The organism is Rugamonas aquatica (genome assembly GCF_009380215.1).
Taxonomy (GTDB): Bacteria; Pseudomonadota; Gammaproteobacteria; order Burkholderiales; family Burkholderiaceae_D; genus Rugamonas; species Rugamonas aquatica_B.
Window position 1 is genome coordinate 277,903 of sequence record NZ_WHUG01000001.1, and the last position, 18,650, is coordinate 296,552.

Annotated in this window: 14 protein-coding genes; 8 read left to right on the forward strand and 6 right to left on the reverse strand. The window is 63.5% G+C overall.

The features are described from left to right. The first annotated feature begins 34 nt into the window (after positions 1–34). The 8 genes from tssB to GEV02_RS01320 are packed head-to-tail and all read left to right on the forward strand — an operon-like array spanning position 35 to position 9,344. Positions 35–538, forward strand: a complete 504-nt coding sequence (tssB, locus tag GEV02_RS01285; protein WP_008449055.1) for a type VI secretion system contractile sheath small subunit — start codon at positions 35–37, stop codon at positions 536–538. Positions 539–540: 2 nt separating this feature from the next. Then, a complete protein-coding gene (gene tssC / locus GEV02_RS01290) occupies positions 541–2,025 on the forward strand; it encodes a type VI secretion system contractile sheath large subunit (RefSeq protein WP_152836145.1) in 1,485 nt (494 codons plus the stop codon). A gap of 34 nt (positions 2,026–2,059) precedes the next feature. After that, complete coding sequence (locus GEV02_RS01295; RefSeq protein WP_008449053.1) at positions 2,060–2,551, forward strand: Hcp family type VI secretion system effector; 492 nt, start codon at positions 2,060–2,062, stop codon at positions 2,549–2,551. Positions 2,552–2,577: 26 nt separating this feature from the next. Then, on the forward strand, positions 2,578–3,069 hold the full coding sequence (gene tssE, locus GEV02_RS01300) for a type VI secretion system baseplate subunit TssE (protein ID WP_008449052.1): 492 nt from the start codon (positions 2,578–2,580) through the stop codon (positions 3,067–3,069). 1 nt (position 3,070) lies between these two features. Then, positions 3,071–4,915: a type VI secretion system baseplate subunit TssF gene (gene tssF, locus GEV02_RS01305; RefSeq protein WP_152836146.1), complete on the forward strand. Its 1,845-nt coding sequence runs from the start codon at positions 3,071–3,073 to the stop codon at positions 4,913–4,915. Beyond that, positions 4,879–5,961 (forward strand): type VI secretion system baseplate subunit TssG, encoded by a 1,083-nt coding sequence (tssG, locus tag GEV02_RS01310; RefSeq protein WP_152836147.1) that lies wholly within the window; start codon positions 4,879–4,881, stop codon positions 5,959–5,961. The genes tssF and tssG overlap by 37 nt, the downstream gene beginning before the upstream one ends. Before the next feature lie 27 nt (positions 5,962–5,988). Beyond that, a complete protein-coding gene (tssH, locus tag GEV02_RS01315) occupies positions 5,989–8,652 on the forward strand; it encodes a type VI secretion system ATPase TssH (protein ID WP_152836148.1) in 2,664 nt (887 codons plus the stop codon). A gap of 11 nt (positions 8,653–8,663) precedes the next feature. Then, positions 8,664–9,344, forward strand: a complete 681-nt coding sequence (locus GEV02_RS01320; RefSeq protein WP_235922573.1) for a hypothetical protein — start codon at positions 8,664–8,666, stop codon at positions 9,342–9,344. A gap of 92 nt (positions 9,345–9,436) precedes the next feature. Here the strand turns inward: GEV02_RS01320 and tssA are convergent, their stop codons facing one another. The 6 genes from tssA to GEV02_RS01350 are packed head-to-tail and all read right to left on the reverse strand — an operon-like array spanning position 9,437 to position 18,483. Next, positions 9,437–10,480, reverse strand: a complete 1,044-nt coding sequence (gene tssA, locus GEV02_RS01325; protein ID WP_152836149.1) for a type VI secretion system protein TssA — start codon at positions 10,478–10,480, stop codon at positions 9,437–9,439. Positions 10,481–10,496: 16 nt separating this feature from the next. Next, positions 10,497–11,294 (reverse strand): OmpA family protein, encoded by a 798-nt coding sequence (locus tag GEV02_RS01330; RefSeq protein ID WP_152836150.1) that lies wholly within the window; start codon positions 11,292–11,294, stop codon positions 10,497–10,499. A 2-nt stretch (positions 11,295–11,296) separates the two neighbouring features. Next, entirely contained in the window at positions 11,297–12,283 is a 987-nt protein-coding gene (gene tagF / locus GEV02_RS01335) for a type VI secretion system-associated protein TagF (RefSeq protein ID WP_152836151.1), read from the reverse strand. After that, positions 12,280–16,194 carry a type VI secretion system membrane subunit TssM gene (tssM, locus tag GEV02_RS01340; protein ID WP_152836700.1) on the reverse strand — a complete coding sequence of 1,305 codons (3,915 nt, stop codon included), beginning with the start codon at positions 16,192–16,194 and terminating at the stop codon, positions 12,280–12,282. The genes tagF and tssM overlap by 4 nt, the downstream gene beginning before the upstream one ends. A 33-nt stretch (positions 16,195–16,227) precedes the next feature. Next, positions 16,228–17,607 carry a hypothetical protein gene (locus GEV02_RS01345; RefSeq protein WP_235922575.1) on the reverse strand — a complete coding sequence of 460 codons (1,380 nt, stop codon included), beginning with the start codon at positions 17,605–17,607 and terminating at the stop codon, positions 16,228–16,230. 36 nt (positions 17,608–17,643) lie between these two features. Beyond that, the gene (locus GEV02_RS01350) at positions 17,644–18,483 is read right to left on the reverse strand and encodes a M15 family metallopeptidase (protein WP_328595685.1); all 840 of its coding nucleotides are present in this window, start codon (positions 18,481–18,483) and stop codon (positions 17,644–17,646) included. Positions 18,484–18,650: the final 167 nt, after the last annotated feature.

The following is an 18,650-nucleotide window of genomic DNA, read 5'->3' on the forward strand; positions in this document are numbered from 1 at the left end:
CAAACCGTATTTAACCCAACGATAGGGGAATCCCATGTCAAAAAATACCAGTGTCCAGAAAAAACTGCAGAAAATTCGCCCACCGCGGGTCCAGATGACCTATGACGTCGAAATCGGCGACGCCATTGAAAACAAGGAGCTGCCTTTCGTGATGGGCGTGGTCGGCGACTTCGGCGGCAATTCGGAAGTCGAGCAAAAGCGCCTGAAGGATCGCAGCTTCGTCGGCATCGACCGCGATAACTTCGACGAAGTCCTGAAAGGCGTGGAGCCACGCGCAGCCTACCGCGTCGCCAATGAACTGAGCGACGAAGGCGGCCAGTTCGCGGTCGATCTGAAATTCAAATCGATGGACGACTTCCGTCCCGAAGCCGTGGTGCAGCAGGTGGAGCCGCTGCGCAAGCTGCTCGAAGCGCGCACCAAGCTGGCCGACCTGCGTAACAAACTGGCCGGCAACGACAAGCTGGAAGACATCCTCAACGACGTCTTGAACAGCACCGAGAAATTGGCCGAACTGGGCCAGCAAACCACGAAAGCCTGATCATGTCCGCTCAACTGACTCCAGGCGGCGCGCCCGCCGCCACTACCGAATTGGCCTTGCTTGACCAGATCGTCGAGCAGAGCAAGGTCGCCAAATCCAGCGCTGAACATGCGCGCGCCAAGGATTTGATTTCCGAACTGGTGAACCAGGTGATGGACGGCACCGTGGTCGTTTCCGACAACCTGGCCGCCACCATCGACGCCCGCGTCGCTGAACTGGACCGCATGATCTCGGCGCAGTTGTCGGCCGTGATGCACGCGCCGGAATTCCAGAAACTGGAAAGCAGCTGGACCGGCTTGAACTACCTGGTGCGCAACAGCGCCACTGGCCAGAACCTGAAGATCAAGATGCTCAACGCGACCAAGAAGGAATTGGTCAAGGACTTCCAGTCCGCGCTGGAATTCGACCAGAGCACCATGTTCAAGAAGGTCTACGAAGAAGAATTCGGCACCTTCGGCGGTGCGCCGTTCGGCGCGCTGCTGGGCGATTACGAGATCACCCGCCAGCCGGAAGACATGTACTTCATCGAGCAGATGTCGCACGTGGCAGCCGCCGCGCACGCGCCGTTCATCTCGGCCGCGTCGCCGGAGCTGTTCGGCCTGGAGAGCTACAGCGACCTGGGTAAGCCGCGCGACCTGTCGAAGGTGTTCGACACCGTCGAATACGCGAAGTGGAAGTCGTTCCGCGAATCGGAAGACTCGCGCTACGTCGGCCTGACGCTGCCGCGCTTCCTGGGCCGCCTGCCGTTCAACCCGGCCGATGGCGCCACCACCGAAGGCTTCAACTTCGTCGAAGATGTCGACGGCACCGACCACCAGAAATACCTGTGGTGTAACGCGGCCTACGCCTTCGGCACCAAGCTGACCGCAGCCTTCGAGGACTACGGCTGGTGCGCGGCGATCCGCGGCGTGGAAGGCGGCGGCCTGGTGGAAGACCTGCCGACCCACACCTTCAAGACCGACGAAGGCGAAGTCGCGCTCAAGTGCCCGACCGAAATCGCCATCACCGACCGCCGCGAAAAAGAACTGAGCGACCTCGGTTTCATTTCGCTGGTCCACTGCAAGAACACCGACTACGCCGCCTTCTTCGGCGCGCAATCGGCGCAGAAGGCGCGCAAGTACAACAACGACGCCGCCAACGCCAACGCCGTGCTGTCGGCGCAGCTGCAATACATCTTCGCCGTCTCGCGCATCGCCCACTACATGAAGGCGATGATGCGCGACAAAATCGGTAGCTTCGCCGCCGCGTCGAACGTGGAAGACTTCCTGAACCGCTGGCTGACCCAGTACGTGCTGCTGGACGATAACGCCAGCCAGGAACAGAAAGCCCAGTTCCCGCTGCGCGAAGCGTCGGTCCAAGTATCCGAAGTGCCGGGCCGTCCGGGCGTGTACCGCGCCGTGTCGTTCCTGCGTCCGCACTTCCAGCTCGACGAGCTGTCCGTTTCACTCCGTTTGGTCGCGGAGCTCCCTGCATCGACCAAGAACTAAGCAGTACTTACTTTAACAACTGAAAGGAATCACAATGGCAATCGACGTCTATCTGCAAATCGACGGTATCAAAGGCGAATCCGCCGATGCTACCCACAAGGACTGGATCGAGGTATCGACCGTTCAATGGGAAGTGCTGCAGCCTAAGTCGGCTACCGCATCGACCGGCGGCGGCCACACTGCCGAGCGCACCGAGCACAAAGATATCGTTGTCTCGAAGCTGGCTGACCTGGCTACTCCTCTGCTGCTGCAAACCTGCTCGTCGGGTAAAACCATCCCTAAGGCCAAGCTGGAATTCCTGCGCGCCGACGGCAATGGCGAGCGTATCAAGTACTTCGAAATCGAACTGGAAAATGTTCTGATCTCCAGCGTTGCACCAACCGTCAAACAGGGCAACATCCTGACTGAAGACGTGGCGATCAAGTATTCGAAAGTGAAGTGGAAGTACACCCAACAAAAAGTTGGCGGTGGTTCGGGCGGTAACACCTCGGGCGGCTGGGATCTGTCGGCTAACAAAACCGCGTAATCGACTGACTGTTTGATGGGATACCGATGAAGGGTTTTACGCCGGGACTATTCGACCGGCTGATGGATATGCCGGTCAATGGCGCCTCCAGCGGCACGGTATCGCGTTTGTCGATCGAGGACTTGAAGGACTCGGTCGCGCGCGATCTGGAAGCGCTGCTCAACACGCGCACTGTGATCCCGGAAGAGCTGCTGAAGCGGTATCCCGAATGCGGACGCTCGATCGTGACATACGGCTTGAATGACTTTGCCGGCTTGTCGCTGTCGAGCACCGACGACCGTGCTTTTATTTGCCGATGCCTTGAAAAAGCCATCGCGCGCCATGAGCCGCGCCTGCGCAATGTGCAGGCTTCGCTCGAATTGCGCGCCGATGCGATCAACCGCCTCAACTTCGCCATTACGGCGCTGCTGGTGGTCAGTTCGGCGCATGAACCGGTCAATTTTGACGCTGTGTTGCAGCCGTCCAGCCTGCACTACACCATAAGCAAGGCACGCCGCGTGGCGCAATCGGGAGCCTGAGTTGGACCAATTATTACCGTATTACGAGAGGGAGCTGGGATTCCTGCGCCGCTATTCGCGCGAATTCTCCGAACGCTACCCCAAGATCGCCGGCCGGCTGCTGATCGGCGGCGAGGTGTGCGAAGATCCGCACATCGAACGCATGATCGAATCGTTCGCGCTGCTCAATTCGCGCATCGCCAAACGGCTCGACGACGACTATCCAGAATTTACCGAAGCACTGTTCGAGGTGCTGTATCCGCATTATCTGCGGCCGTTTCCATCGTGCTCGATCGCGCGCATGGATTTCAGCGGCGCCGCGGCGCAGCTGACCACCGCCAGCGAAATCCCGCGTGGCACGCAGCTGACCACCCGCCCGGTGCGCGGCGCCGTGTGCACGTTCCGCACCGCGTATCCGGTGACGGTCGCGCCGCTGGCGCTGACGCACGCGGCCTTCGCCGCCATCATCGACGCGCCGGAGGCGACGCGCACGCCGCCGAATGCCACGTCGAGCATCAGCCTGACCATCTCCAGCACGTCGGCCCAGGTGGCGGTACCGCAGCTTGGCCTGTCGAAGCTGCGCGTGTTCATCGACGGCGAGCCATCCTTCTGCGCCGCGCTGCGCGACGCGCTGTTCATGCGCGGCGTATGCGCCTACGTTGAAGCGGACGGCAATGGCCGCTGGATACCGCTGCACAAAATCCCCGTCAGCCCGGCCGGCTTCGAGGAAGAGGAATCGCTGATCGATTTCTCCGCACGCTCGCATGCCGCCTACCGGCTGCTGACCGAGTATTTCTGCTTCCCAGAGAAGTTCAACTTCTTCGACATCGACCTGCATGCGCTGGCCGGCGTGCTGCCGTCCGGCTGCAAGTCGGTCACGCTGCACCTGGCCTTGTCCGGCATGCGCACCGATTCGAACACCGCCCGCATGCTCGGCACGCTGAACACCAACAACGTGCTGCTGGGCTGCACGCCGGTGGTCAACCTGTTCCGCCAGCGCGGCGAGCCGATACGCCTGACGCATACCACCGCCAGCTATCCGGTGCTGGCCGACGCGCGCCGCGCCTTCGCCTACGAGGTGCAGTCCATCGACTCCGTGAAGCTGGTGCGGCAAACGCCGCAAGGCGAATCGGTGCAGGAGTTCCGCCCGTTCTACTCGCTGCGCCACGGCCAGACGCCGGAAAAGAATGGCCATTACTGGGTCATGCGGCGCGACGACATCATCGCGGAAAAGAGCCCAGGCTACGAAACGCAGATTTCCATCGTCGATATCGATTTCGATCCGGCCGAGGTGGAGACCGATACCCTGAGCCTGGAGCTGAGCTGCACCAACCGCGATCTGCCAGCCTCGCTGAGCTACGGCCAACGCGGCGGCGATCTGTTCCTGGAGGGAGGCTCCAGCGTGCGCGCCATCAGCTTCCTGCGCAAGCCGACATCCTCGCATCGCTTCGAACGCGGTCGCGGCGCGCACTGGCGCCTGATCTCGCACCTGTCGCTGAACCACCTGTCGCTTGCCGACGGCGGCCTGGATGCCTTCCGCGAGATGCTGACGCTGTACGACCTGCCGCGCTCACCGTCGTCGCAGCGGCAGATCGGCGGCGTGCTGGCGGTATCGCACAAGGCGGCCAACACCTGGCTGCCCGGGAACCCGTTCGCCTGCCTGGTGCGCGGCATCGAGGTAAGGCTGACCATCGACGAGGAAGCCTTCGTCGGTAGCGGCATTCACGCGTTCGCCCACATCATCGAGCGCTTCCTCGGCCTGTACGTGCACGCCAATAGTTTCACCCAACTGGTGATCGTATCGAATAAAACCGGAGAGGAGCTGTTGCGATGCACGCCACGAAGCGGCGATTTGAGCCTGCTGTAATCGAGCGGCTGTTTGCGCAGCCGTACCGGTTCGAGTATTTCCAGGCCGTGCGCATGCTGGAGCTGTGGCTCAAGCGCCACGGCGCACCGGGCGAGGGTGCGGTGGCGAACTACCTGCGCTTCCAGAATTCGACCTCGCTGAACTTCCCGGCCAGCCAGCTGGAAGCGATGCAGCCGGAGCCGCGTGATGTGCCGACCGACCCGCGCGCGCTGGCGGCGGCGCTGCAATCGGCGCAGCTGAAGTACATCCGCATTACGCCTGCCTTCATGGGATTTTTGGGCAGTAACGGCACGCTGCCCGCGCACTACACGGAGCGCATCGCCGCGCATGCGCTGTACGAAAAGGACGAGGGGCCTCGCGCCTTTCTCGACACCTTCTCCAACCGTGCGCTGGCCTTGTTCTACGAGGCCTGGCGCAAGTACCGGCTGGAGCTGAAGTATCAGGTCGACGGCAAGGATACCTTTCTGCCGCTGCTGCTGTCGCTGGCCGGCATGGGTAACGAGTCGTTGCGGCACCGGTTGTCCGACGACGGCGACGGCGTGCTTGACGAGTCGATCGGCTACTTCGCCACCGCCATGCGCCAGCGTCCGGCGTCGGCGGTGCAGATAGCGAAGGTGCTGTCGGAGTACTTCAACCAGCAGATCAAGGCCGAACAGTTCATCGGCTGCTGGTACGACGTGCCGCAGGAGCAGCAGACGGTACTCGGCATGGGCAACGCCATGCTGGGCGAGGGCGCGATGGCCGGCTCGCGCGTATGGCAGCGAGATTTGCGATTACGGTTGGTGATAGGCCCGCTGGATCTGGAAGGCTACGAATCCTTCCTGCCCGGCGGTAAAGCGGCGAAGGCGCTCAAGAGCATGTTGACCATGTTCACAGGGCTGTCGCTGGAGTATGAAGTGCAGCTGGTGCTGCGCGCTGCCGATGTGCAGGGTGCGCGGCTTGAGGACGACCGCGTGGGCGGACGCCTGGGGTGGGATAGCTTCCTCGTCACCGACGCCCAGACGCAGGACCGCGCCGACGTGCGCTATGAGATTCATACGGTATAAAAACAGTATAAATAATAAGGAACCATCATGAGCATCAACCTGAAGACTTTGATCGGAAAACTGAACGACACCAGCCGCACGGCTGCCACCCGCGCCGCCAGCCTGTGTGTCTCGCTGGGGCAGTACGAGGTGGATATTGAGCACCTGTTCCTGGCGCTGCTGGAGCAGCCCAAGAGCGATTTCGTCGTCATCGCGCGCCAGAGCGGCATCAGCGTCAGCATGCTGGAGGCGGATTTGCAGGCCGAGATTGCCCGGCTGAAGACGGGTAACTCGCGCACGCCGGTATTCTCCGAGCGGCTGCCCAAGCTGTTCGAACACGCATGGCTGATCGCATCGCTGGACCTGCAGGCGGGCCAGCAGGCGCAGATACGCAGCGGCCATCTGCTGCAAGCGCTGTTGACGGAACCTGAACTGGCGCAGCTAGCGTATCGCGGTTCCAAGCTGTTCGCCAAATTCGAAGTCGACCAGATCAAGCACAACCTGGACAAGCTGACCGCAGGCTCGGACGAGGCGGTAGCTTCCAACGCCGCCGCGAGCGGCGAGCGTGAAGAGTTGGGCGGCGATCCGGTCGGCGACCTGTCGGACAAGGCGGCTTCCAAAACGCCGGCGCTGGACCAGTTCACCACCAACCTGACGCAGCGCGCCCGCGACGGCAAGGTCGATCCGGTGATCGGCCGCGACATGGAAATCCGCCAGGCCATCGACATCCTGATGCGTCGCCGCCAGAACAATCCTATCCTGACCGGCGAGGCCGGCGTCGGCAAGACCGCCGTGGTGGAGGGCCTGGCGCTGCGCATCGCTTTGAACGACGTGCCGGATGTGCTGAAAGGCGTGGAGATTCATACGCTGGATATGGGCCTGCTGCAAGCCGGCGCCAGCGTCAAGGGCGAGTTCGAGAACCGTCTGAAGAACGTCATCGACGAAGTGAAGAAAAGCCCGCACGCCATCATCCTTTTCATCGACGAAGCGCACACCATGATCGGCGCGGGCGGCCAGGCTGGCCAGAACGACGCGGCCAATCTGCTGAAACCTGCACTGGCGCGCGGCGAGCTGCGTACCATCGCCGCCACCACCTGGGGCGAGTACAAGAAGTACTTTGAAAAAGACGCCGCGCTGGCGCGCCGCTTCCAGGTCGTCAAGGTCGAAGAGCCGAGCGAGGAACTGGCCTGTGCCATGTTGCGCGGCATGGCTCCGCTGATGGAGAGGCACTTCGGCGTACGCGTGTACGACGAAGCGATCACCGAGGCCGTGCGTTTGTCGCATCGCTACATCATGGGCCGGCAGCTGCCGGACAAGGCGATCAGCGTGCTCGATACCGCCTGCGCCAAAGTGGCGCTGGGCCAGAATGCCACGCCTGCGCTGATCGAGAACCTGGCGCGCAAGCTGGAACGCATCGCGGCGGAATCGGCGTCGCTGCAACGCGAGCAGAGCACCGGCGGTTCCGCGCACGTGGCGCGATTGGCGGAGCTGGAAGCCGGCCGTGTGGCCGCCGCTGCGCAGCATGCCGAGCTGTCTGCGCGCTGGGAGAAAGAAAAGGCGTTGACGGAGCAGATCAAGGCCGGCCGCGTGGTGCTGGAGGCGGGCGGCGAGGGCGGTGCAAGCCAGAGCAAGGATCTGCAGGCGCTGCAAACGGAATTGAAATCGCTGCAAGGCGAAACGCCGATGGTGCCGGTGCAGGTTGACGGGCATGTGGTGGCGGAAATCGTCGCCGGCTGGACCGGTATCCCGCTGGGCAAAATGGTCAAGGACGAGATCAAGACGGTGCTGAACCTGAAGCCGATGCTGGAACAGCGCGTGCTTGGCCAACCGCATGCGATCGAGGCGGTGGCGCAGCGCGTACGCACGTCGCGCGCCAACCTGGACGATCCGAACAAGCCGAAAGGCGTGTTCCTGTTCGTCGGCCCGTCCGGCATCGGCAAGACCGAGACCGCGCTGGCACTGGCCGATGTGCTGTACGGTGGCGAGCGAAAACTCATCACCATCAACATGAGCGAGTATCAGGAAGCGCACAGCGTCTCGGGCTTGAAAGGCTCGCCACCGGGTTATGTGGGCTATGGCGAAGGCGGTGTCTTGACCGAGGCCGTGCGCCGCAATCCATACAGCGTGGTGCTGCTGGATGAAGTGGAAAAGGCACACCCGGACGTGATGGAGCTGTTCTTCCAGGTGTTCGACAAGGGCGTGATGGACGACGCGGAAGGCCGCGAGATCGATTTCAAGAACACCATCATCATCCTGACCTCGAACGTGGCTTCCGCCGCGATGATGCAGGCTTGCCTGAACAAGACCGGCGATGAACTGCCCGACCCGGCGGCGCTGGAAGAACTGATCCGCCCGCACCTGATGAAGCAGTTCAAGCCGGCCTTCCTGGGCCGCTTGAAGGTGATTCCGTACTATCCGATTCCCGACGATGTGCTGGTGGAGATCATCAAGCTCAAACTGGGCAAGATCCAGCAGCGTATCAGCGTCAATCACAAGGCGGAGTTCAGCTATGACGAGGCGCTGGTGGAAGCTGTGCTGGCGCGCTGCACGGAAGTCGATTCCGGCGCGCGCAATGTCGACAATATCCTGAACGGCACGTTGTTGCCGGAAGTGGCCGAATCCGTGTTGACCAAGATGGCCGAAGGTGCGGTAATCAGCAAGATCAAGGTCAGCGCCAACAAGCAGGGCCAGTTCAAGTACACCGTTAAATAAGGAGATTCACGATGATGAAACACCCAGCCACCATTGCGCTGCTGATGTCCACGTTAATACTGACGGCATGCCACAAGAAGGAACAGCCGGAGGTCACACCGGCGGCCACCGCTCCAGCGCCGGCGGCGGCGCCCGCAGCAGCTGCGGCTCCGGCCGCAGAGCAGACTGCCGAGCAGCAGGAGATGGCCAAGAAACAGGCGCTGCTCGATTACGGCACGATGGAAGACAAGTACCTGAACGACCCGAAAGGCCAATGGGCGACCGCTGCGAAGGCCAGTTCGACCTTCGGCGACGACAACGGGAAAGAGCCGTCAGAGGTCAACGTGGCGAAGAACGTCGTCGGTGCGTCGGATGACCGCGATTGGACCAACAACAACCAGGACAAGGGTTTCGACTGGCTGGAAGTGGGCTACGCCAAGCCGGTCAACGCGACCGAGGTGCGGGTGATTATCCCCGGCGGCGACGGCGTGGAGGCGGTGAACAAGGTGGAGTTGCAGGATACGGATGGCAAGTGGAACACCATCTGGACCGGCATCAGCGAAGTCAAGCAGGACCGGCGCGGCAACCGCACGTGGTTCGTGCGCAGCTTCGAGAAGACGGCTTACAAAGTCAAAGGCGTCAAGATCACCATCGCCAACAACGTGCAGCATGGTTACAAGCGGGTAGACGCGGTTCAACTGATCGGCGAATAACCGCCACGGTCGCTCCCGCGAAAGCGGGAGCCCATGCTGAGTTTGCGGAGCCGCCGTTCTATGGATTCCCGCCTGTGCGGGAATGACGGGGGTTAGTTTGGTGGCTGTACGCCCAGCATCTCTTCGATGTGGGATAGCGAGCTTTCGTCCTTGATGACGGAGCGCAGCCAGGTGTGCAGATCCTGTTCGCCGGCGTTGGCGGCTTTCTCCGCAAAGTAGGAAACCGGGCTGTGTGGTTCGGTATCGCGGAAGAACTTCGCCACGGCGCGCAACTGCGCGATGGCCTGGGTGCGATTGCGGATCGGGCCGGAGACCCCTTCACGCTGCTGCGGCGCCGCTGCGCCATTGTCGGCGTGGGATGGCTGTTCGTCGGCGTAGTCGTCCGCGTGCGCTTCGGCGCCGTTGGATTTGGCCGCCACCGGCATCACATGCAGCATCGATTGCACGGCGTCGCGCGCGGCGGAGAAGCCAGGGCTGTCCTGGCCCAGCTTTGCATCCGCCACTTTCTCCAATTGCAGCAGCGCGTCCATGCAGTATTGCGCGTCTGCGGAGAACTTGGCGATGAACTGCGCCGAGCTGGATCGCTTGGCCGCTTCCATGTCCGCCAGCTTGGGCGCGCCGGATTGGTCGTTGTCGCTGCCGCCATTTGCGCGCTTGCGGGCGGTTTCGAAGTCGATGGTGGAGTAGGCCGAATTGCGGCCCTCAGTCAATGGCAGCTCGCGGATCAGTGTCTTCGTGCGCGCCAGTATCCAGCTTAGATTGCCGATGCGCTGGTCGTTGTCGCCGCCGTCCGCTTCCGGATACAAGCCCATGTCCCAGTATTGTTCAAACAGGCCCGCCAGCAGGCGATAGCCTTCACCCAGGCCGCGCAGGTGATGCTGCTTGGCGGCGGCCTCGGTCAGCCACACGGCCAATCGCAAGTCCTTGCTCTTCTCCGTCAACAGCGCAGCGCTGCGCTTGACGACGAAATCCCAATCCGCTTCCTTTAACTCCGTCACCCATTCGCCTTGATCCAGCGAAGGGTCGTCGAACTTGCGCGCCTGCGCGATCGCGTCCAGGTCGGACGAAAACGACAGATCCTCGCCGGAAGGGCGGCTGTCGCTGATGGGGATGAGTAACTGCTCTGCTGAAAACATGATGTCCTCTTGTTGATTATTGAGCCATGCGGAATTCGATGCGGCGGTTGCGCGCGCGTCCATCCGCATTGTCGTTGCTGGCGATAGGCCGGTCGGGACCCTGGCCGCTGGCGGTCAGCAGGTCGCCGTTCAAGCCATGGCTGGAGAAGTAGGCTTTGACGGTCTCCGCGCGCGCCTGGCTCAGGCCAAGGTTGGTGGCGCGCAGGCCGGCGCTGTCGGTGTGGCCGATGATCTCGACCTTGCGGCCTTTGAGCTTGAACAGCGCGGCCAGCATCTCGTCGAGGATGGCTTTGCCGGCCGGCGTCAGCGTGGCTTTGCCGCTTTCGAATTCGACGGTGCGGTTGGCCAGCGTGGTGTCCAGGATGCTCTGGTCGGCCGCCGATACGCGCAGGCCGTTGTTGACCGTGTAGGTCGGATTCAGGCTGGTGGCGACGGTGCTGGCGATACGCTGGCGCACTGCCTCGTTGGCGACTTCGCCGCGCAGGCTGACGTTGCTGCCATCGATTTTCAGCTGTCCACGGCTGATCTGCTTCAAATCCGGCGTGATCAGTTTTTGTACGTAGCCGTTCCAGTTGGCGGGCATGGCGACCGGGCCGATGGCGATCTGGTCGACCACCTTGTCGGCGCCGTAGACTTCGCGCAGCTTGGCCAGTACGGCGGCCTTGCTGCCTTCGTCCGGCACGGTGCCGCTAGCGAGTACCTGGCCAGGTTCCGGCGCGGCAGGCGCCAGGCCTGGGTTCTGGGCATTGGCGCCGGTGGCGATCGCGCACAGGCCGGCCAGCAGGGCTTGGGCTATCAATTGGTTAGAGCGCATGGTCAGGTTCCGATAAACGCCGCGCCGACGGAATCCAGCGCGGACTTGAGTGACAGGTTGGCTTGCGCCAGATAGGTGGACAGCTTCTTGATGCCGTAGTCGGTATCGATCTGTTCTTCCACCCAGTCCAGCTGTTCGAAGTCGATGTGATGATCGAGCCCCGTTTGCGGGTCCATGATCGCGCGCAGCGTCTGCGCAGACGCACCGCTGAAGCCGAGCACCAGCGCGGGCCGCTGCTCGATGCGGGTGACGAACAGCGCCAGTTCGAAATCGGCGCGGGCCAGGAAGGGCGTAATCAGGTGCATCCAGAAGGCGGCGACCAGGTTGCGGTACATCGGATCGGTCGGCAGCGGCAGCAGCAGGCTTTTCTCCAGGCGGCTGGAGCTGCTGGCCATCACAGGCTGCAGCAGCATGCCCAGGGCCAGCAGGATCTGCCGCGCCGAGCCTTTGAATCCGGTCTGCGCCAGCATCGCATCGAGCGCGCCGATGGTTTGCAGTTCGAGGAAGTCCTCGAAGGCTGCATCATAGGCGGCCGAACGCAGATCGAGTTCGACCAGATGGCTGGCCGCGCTTTGCAGCGGCAGCGCCGGGTCGCCGGCTTCGCGTACGCTGGTGGTCAGCGCTTCCAGGCGATTCCACAAGCGTGTCAGCACCAGCGGGGAGTTCGGCACGAAGGCTGCTGGTTCGTTGACTTCCATCGCGCCCATCATCAGGAAGGGATAGCGGCGGCTGGACTGGTCGCTGCTGGCGACGATGTGGCCGGCGATGGCATGCCGGCGGCGCGGGCCGACGAAGGCGAAGTGCAGCGGCGCGACGGCGTCGTAGTTCAGCTTCCAGCGGGCGTCTGTGCTCATCAGCTCCATCGCCTGCGACAGCCAGTCGTCCAGCACCTTGATCAGTGCCGGGCTGTCGCTGCCTTTGACGAAATCGCCGCGGGTAGGAATCTTGCCGAAGTAGCCGACGCTGATCGGGGTGGCGCCGCGGCTCATTGCATGGCTCCCGAGGTGACGGTGGCTGCGGCGGTGCGCGCCGGAGCTACAGGTGGCTTGGGTGCGGGCGTGGCCGCCGGTGCTGCTGCCGGTGCGGCCGGAGCGCTTGGCGCTTGCGGTGCGGCCGGCGCCGGTGCCGCAGGTGCGGCAGCGATGATCGATTCCGGCAGGCGCAGGCGCTTGAAGCCTTGTGCCGCCTGCACCGGTTGCGGCGCAGGAGCCTGGGTCGTGGTGACGATCTTCAGGTTGGCGGTGACGACAACGCCGGCGTTGTCCCAGCTCAGTTCAAACGCGCCATTGTCCTTGCGTTTGCGTTTGGCGGCATCGATCATTTTCTTCAGGCCGAAGTGGCCAGGCTCGTTGAGCAGCACGATGCTGCGGCCTTCCGGCGTGATCGCGGTGATCTTCGATCCAGGCACGCCCTGCGGATTCGGCCACGCCATGTGCACCCATGGCTGCGGCTGGCCGCGCCAGCGCAGCGACTGGCCGTCGATTTCGATGGTGAACTCGGTCGCACCGGTCGCGCTCAGCGCCTGCAGGTCGAACATGGTTTGCGCTTCGCCGCCGCTCGATGCCGCCGTGTTGGCGACGCCCGCCGCCGACAGCGGTGCGATCCAGTTAGGGAAGGCCGCTACCACTGGCGGCGCCAGGTTGACGCCCATATTGGCCCAGGTCTTGGCGCTCAGCGAATCGCCGCGGCGCACCACCAACGGTCCGATGGTAGTGTTGAAGAATTTGGCGATGGCGCCGTCCGGGCCGAAGATCTCGCCGATCTCCGCGTTGGTCGCTTCAGCACGGGACTCCGTGGCGAACGGGTATTTCAGCGCCAGGTTCTTGCTGAACGGTTGCAGTACCTGCGCGGACCAGACCTTGTCGATCTCGGTCTCGGTAGGCTTGACGATGACGGCGAAGGTCTGCATCAGCGGGCGAACCAGGATAGGACGAATCGCCAGCTTCTGCGCGTCGGTCATCCCGGTCAGCATTTGCTCGTCGACGTATTTCAGCGCGTCGGCCAGTTCGGAACCGGTGCCGTCCAGCGTTTGCTGCATCAGCTGCTTGGCGCCCGGACCGGGATCGCCCTGGTTCTTGATCTGGTTAAAGCGCGTGCGCAGCTTGGACATCTGGTCGATATAGCCACGCATCAGCGAGGCATCCTTGTCCTTGGCGACCACCAGGCGGGCCACACCGGAGAACTCGCGGCCGACTGGGCCAAGCGGCAGTGCCGCGTTCTGCACGTTGCTGCCGTTGGCGGAACCGAGGTTGACGTTGATCTGCGACGGCTTCTGGCGCAGGATGGTTTCGCGGAACCAGCCGGTGACGCCGCGCTGTGCGCGTTGCAGACCGGCGTCCAGCAGCGACGGGTTGTCCCACGAGGTCTGCTCGTAGACGGTGGTCACCAGTTTGTTGATCGGCGAGGTCTGCGGATCGCCCAGGCGGTTCATCGCGGCGGCGGCGGTGTCGAAGCCATCCAGCTCGCGGATGGTCACGCCTTGCACGAACTTCTCCCATTCCTTGGCGTAGTCATTCTTGTACAGTTCCACCAGCGATTTCTGGATTTGTTCAGGGCTGCCTTCCAGCGTCAGGTCATCCTTGGACGAGGTTTTCAGCACCCAGTCGGCGCTTTGCATTTCGCGGTTGGCCGCTTCGCGGAAGGCGTCCTGCACAAAGCCTTCCCATGCCTGGCGCGTGAAGCTGCCTGGAATGGCGTAGCTGCCCAGGACCAGTTCCTTGTCCTGATCGCCGACGATGCGGGCCACGGTCATCGACGGGAAGCGCGTAGCGGCGCGGGCCTTCACGTCGGCGTAGACGCGCTCGCGCGCCGGCATGCCGCGCACCACGCGGCGCAGGTTGTCGCGGGTCTGGTCAACCAGTGCGAGTTTGCCGTCGATCTGCGGCCACGAGGTGTCGTTGATCTGCGCCAGGTAGAAGGAAATCATGCGTTCGGCGCTGCGTATCATCTGCTCGCGCGGCATGGCGCCACGGTTCCCGTCCAGCCAGACGCGCCAGAAGCGGGTCAGCTGGTCGTTCAGGTGGCCGGCCTCGGCACGCGATTTATCACTCAGCATCAGGTAGGTTTTCAGCGCGTTGTAGGCGTCTTCCGCGTTGGCGGGCGAGGCGTCCTTGAACTGCGTGGCGCCATTGTTGACCTGCGCGGCGGCCGTGGCATCGGCGGCGACGGCGGCGGTGCCGTTGCCGGCAGCAGCCGTCACCGGCTTGGCCATAGGCTGCAACTGCGCCGCGCCGCTGTTGACTTCCGCAAGGAAGGACTCCAGCGACTGGCCGACAGGTTTCAACATCACTTCACGCACGCCGGCGAAGTATTCCTCGCGCAGCTTGCGGTCCAGCAGGTCGCCCTGGTACAGGCCCAGGCCAAGACCCAGCGGGCGATGGTCGCGATAGTTGTCCAGTTGTTCGATACGGTCTTGCAGGATTTCCAGCGCCTGGAAGCGCGATTGCAGGTCCATGCGGTTCTGCTGAACCTTGATGGCCTGGTCCAGGTCCGCCTGGACGTTGGCGACCAGCTGGCGGTTGTTCATGTAGGACCAGCTCCAGCCGGCCAGCGCCAGGCCGACAAACGCGGTGGCGGCGAAGAAGGCGGCGTAGCGCATGCGGGTCTTGGCCGGGCTGGCGTATTGGGCCACGAGATCCTTGTCCGCGAAGATCACTTTGCGGAACAGGTTAAGCAGGAAGTAGCCTTGCTGCTGGTGGGTTTCTTCGTGTTCCTGCGGTTGTAGCTTCAGGTCGAAACGCTGGGCCACGCGGTGCGAGGAGGCGGAAACGGATTCGCCTTCCTGCAGCGCGCTGGTGAAGTAGAAGCCACGGAACACGGGCTTGAACTGGAACGGATTTTCTTCGAACAGCGTGGCGATGAATGCGCGCAGCGAGGGCTTGACCGAGCTGAATTCCAGCGGGAAGGTGAACACGCCGGGTGGCATGCTCTCGCGCCATTGCAGCGCCATATTGGCCTGGCTCAGGTCTTTGAGGCCGTCGTACAGCTCATCGAAGCGGGCGTCGAACTGGTCGAGTATCTGTTCGCTGGTGGTGGACTGGCTGTAGGGCAGGGTGGCGCCCCAGATTTTATCGCGCTCGCCGCGCTCCGCGTCCTGGAAGAATTCGTTGAAGCCGGTGATCAGGTCGGCCTTGGTGAAGACCACGTACACCGGCGCATGCACTTCCAGGCGCTCGGTCAGTTCCTGCACGCGCTGGCGCAGGTTCTTGGCCAGGTTGATGGCGAATTCGGGACGATTGCGCGTCAACTCGGCGACGCTGACGGCGATGATGACGCCATTGATCGGCGCCTTCTTGCGGTATTTTTTCAGCAGATCGAGGAAGCCGAACCACTCGCCGCGATCTTCGTCGACGACGGAGTAGCGGCCGGCCGTATCGAGCAGGATGCCGTCGGTGGTGAAGAACCAGTCGCAGTTACGGGTGCCGCCCACGCCTTGCACGATCTTGGTGTCGGCGAACGGGAACTGCAGGCCGGAGCTGGCGATGGCCGTGCTCTTGCCGGCCGCCGGATTGCCGATCACCATATACCACGGCAGCTCGTACAGCGCGGCGTTGCCGGAGAATTGGCCGATCTTCGATCCCTTGATGGTGGAGATGGCGTCCAGCAGGCGCTTGCGGATCACGTCCGTCTCCTGGCGCTGGGCCGGGTCAGGCTTGGCGGGCGTCTTGTTGACCTGCTGTTCCAGCATGTCGCCCAGTTGGGCGGCGGCGCGCTGGCGGCGATGGCGGCGCCACAGCCAGACGATGGCGCCGAACAGCAGCGCGATCGCCAGCACCGTCCAGGCGACGCTGGCCGGCCACTGCAGGATGGCTGCGGCGATCAGCAAAAAGGCGGCGAAGGCCACCCAGCCGATCACGATCAGGCTGTTGCGGGTCGTCAGGAATTGCCAGGTTTTTTGCATCATGATTGAGGGCTCTAGAAAAATTCGGGAAAATCAAACTGCTACGGGTGCTGCGGGGCCGATCACGGCGACATCGCGCCGGAACGGGTCCAGATTGCTGATGCACAGGATGGCGGCGTTGCGGCTCTCCGCTTCCTGCCGCGCCAATGCCAGCGCGGTCAAATACGTGACGGCGCCGCAGCTGCCGCATCCCGCGCCGACGCTGAATACGTCGGCGCCGGGATCGAGCTGCGGCGTCGTTTCCGCCATCACGCCCATCAGCTCCATGACGCGGCTGGTGCGGTGGTCGGTATCGGCGGTGATCAGGGCGATGGCCGATGCTTCGCGGCCCGCGCTATGCAGCGCCTTGGTGCTCAGTTCCAGCAGCAGTTCGGCGTTGGCGCGCTTGGATTCGTCGGCGGAGTGGGGCAGGCGACCGCTGTTCACGGCCAGCAGCTGCGGCAGTTGTGCGCCGGGCGCCAGCAGCGCGGCTTGCGCCGCATCGGCCAGCAGCAGGCCGGCCGCGCCTTCGCCAGGGATCTGGCCCTGCGGGTGACTGGCGCTGAACAGCGCGGCGGCGTTGCCCAGTCGCTCGACGCTGCCCTCGCCGATGTGCGAGCCGCAGGCTACCACCAGCGTCAGTGCAGGCGGTTCGTTGGACAAGAGCCGCGTCAGCGCGGTGGACACTTCGGTATCGGCGGCGCCGCGTTCGGGCGCGACGGCGATGCGTTCTTCGGGCCACCCGGCTTGCGTCAGCACGTGGCGCAGCCACAGGGCCGCTGCCTGGCGCTGCTCCGGCTTCCATTCGGCCTGCCACACGGGCTGCAATTGCAGCATCGGCAGCGGCGATGGTTCGCGCCGCGCCACGTGTTCGGCGTGCGCTTCCAGTTGCGGATGGCCCGCCAGCTGCGAGGACAGCTCGCTCACCACTTCGCTGCCCGCGCTCAGCGCGCGCCATTGTTCGTCGCTGAAGTGCGGCTCCAGATTGTGGACGGCCAGCCATGCCGATACTTCCTCGCGCAACGGATCGGGATCGATGTCGGCGATGCGGGCGCTCATGACCGGATAGCCCTGCTCGTCGTTCAGTTCGGAGTCCAGCGCCGGGCGGGCCTGCGCGCCGGCCAGTGCCGCGCCCAACTCGGAGGCGGACATGCCATGCGGTGCGCGCACGGCGGCCGCCAACAGCGACAGCGCCGGTCCGCGCGCCGGTGCGGCTGGAACCTCGGCCTGCGCTGCGGCGGCGCCAGGGACAGCGGCGGCGGGCGCGCTGATGCCGCGATAGATTTTCCGGCCCAGCCAGAACACGGCCAGCAAGGCCAATGGCAGCACCAGCAGGTACAGCACCAGGTCGTCGGTGGCCGGCACGCGGTTGTTCGCGCGCCAGTACCACACGGCGCCCAGCCAGCTGGCGCCGAACGCCAGTATCGCCATCATCAGAGTTTTAAGCCATGCCGCCATTTTGCCCGTACCTTATCGTTTCATCACACCGGCCACACGCAGTTCCGTGTGCCCGAAATCCATCATCTTCCAACGCCCGCCCCAGGTGAGGCCCAGCGATTCGGCCACTTCGCCGTACAGCTGGTAGCCGCGCATGGCCCACGGATCTTTTTCCGAGATCACCAGCTTGCCGTCGCGCAGAAACGCGCAGTCGGCGGCCAGGCCGTATTGGTGCCAGCTCTGGAACGCCGCCGCGTTGGTGACGTTCGGTCCCATCGCGGCCAGGGCGTTCTGGCGTTCCGGGCTGCGGTAGCCTTCCAGGATCGCCATGTCGTAACCGTGCTTTTCCTTCATGATCTTGAAGGCCATCAGCAGGCGCTGGGCGTAAGCCGCATCCATCAATGCCCAGTCGCGGCTGGCCGAGACCAGCATCGGCCGCTCCTGCGCCACCTCGGCCGAGGCGAACACCAGCGGCGGCAGCGTCGGCGGCGGAACCAGTTGCTCGCCTTGCAGCAGATCGGCGACCTGGGTGTTGACTTCCCGGGTCGAGGTTTCGAAGCCGCTCAGCGTGCTCCTGGTGCTCATCAGCAGCGCCAGCAGCGGCGGGATGCAGATCAGCGCCGCACCGCCCAGGCACAACACATAGTGCTGACGCAGGAAGGCGCCGATCTCGCCCGCCGATGCGCGACCCGTGCGGCCCAGCGCGCCGGCGTCCTGCTGCCCACGCGCGGCGAGGCGGCCGACCCGTTGTTGCAACCGCTGGCCGGCGCCGGCCAGCGCATTCAGCACGAACTCGCGGCCGGCCGGGAACAAGACCATCCAGCTGATCAGGCAGGCAAGTACGAAATATAGTGCGATTGCCAGTATCAGCACGACAACTTTCCCCCAGCGTAACGGTGCATCATTAGTATCCTTAAAGCATTGCTTTGAGTATATCTTACAGTTATGACAATCCAGCGCACGATTGAAATCGCCCTATGAAAATGCGGAAATCCGGGGTGCGCACTGTTGACTTCGTACTATGCGTCGCTTTTTTCTTG

Excerpts from the sequence above, each read along its gene's own strand:
- GEV02_RS01320 (WP_235922573.1), top strand. The coding sequence starts at position 8,664 with ATGATGAAACACCCAGCCACCATTGCGCTGCTGATGTCCACGTTAATA.
- tssM (WP_152836700.1), bottom strand. The coding sequence starts at position 16,194 with ATGCAAAAAACCTGGCAATTCCTGACGACCCGCAACAGCCTGATCGTG.
- tssB (WP_008449055.1), top strand. The coding sequence starts at position 35 with ATGTCAAAAAATACCAGTGTCCAGAAAAAACTGCAGAAAATTCGCCCA.
- tssE (WP_008449052.1), top strand. The coding sequence starts at position 2,578 with ATGAAGGGTTTTACGCCGGGACTATTCGACCGGCTGATGGATATGCCG.
- GEV02_RS01345 (WP_235922575.1), bottom strand. The coding sequence starts at position 17,607 with ATGATGGCGATACTGGCGTTCGGCGCCAGCTGGCTGGGCGCCGTGTGG.
- tssG (WP_152836147.1), top strand. The coding sequence starts at position 4,879 with ATGCACGCCACGAAGCGGCGATTTGAGCCTGCTGTAATCGAGCGGCTG.
- GEV02_RS01295 (WP_008449053.1), top strand. The coding sequence starts at position 2,060 with ATGGCAATCGACGTCTATCTGCAAATCGACGGTATCAAAGGCGAATCC.
- tagF (WP_152836151.1), bottom strand. The coding sequence starts at position 12,283 with ATGAGCCGCGGCGCCACCCCGATCAGCGTCGGCTACTTCGGCAAGATT.
- tssH (WP_152836148.1), top strand. The coding sequence starts at position 5,989 with ATGAGCATCAACCTGAAGACTTTGATCGGAAAACTGAACGACACCAGC.
- GEV02_RS01330 (WP_152836150.1), bottom strand. The coding sequence starts at position 11,294 with ATGCGCTCTAACCAATTGATAGCCCAAGCCCTGCTGGCCGGCCTGTGC.
- tssC (WP_152836145.1), top strand. The coding sequence starts at position 541 with ATGTCCGCTCAACTGACTCCAGGCGGCGCGCCCGCCGCCACTACCGAA.
- tssA (WP_152836149.1), bottom strand. The coding sequence starts at position 10,480 with ATGTTTTCAGCAGAGCAGTTACTCATCCCCATCAGCGACAGCCGCCCT.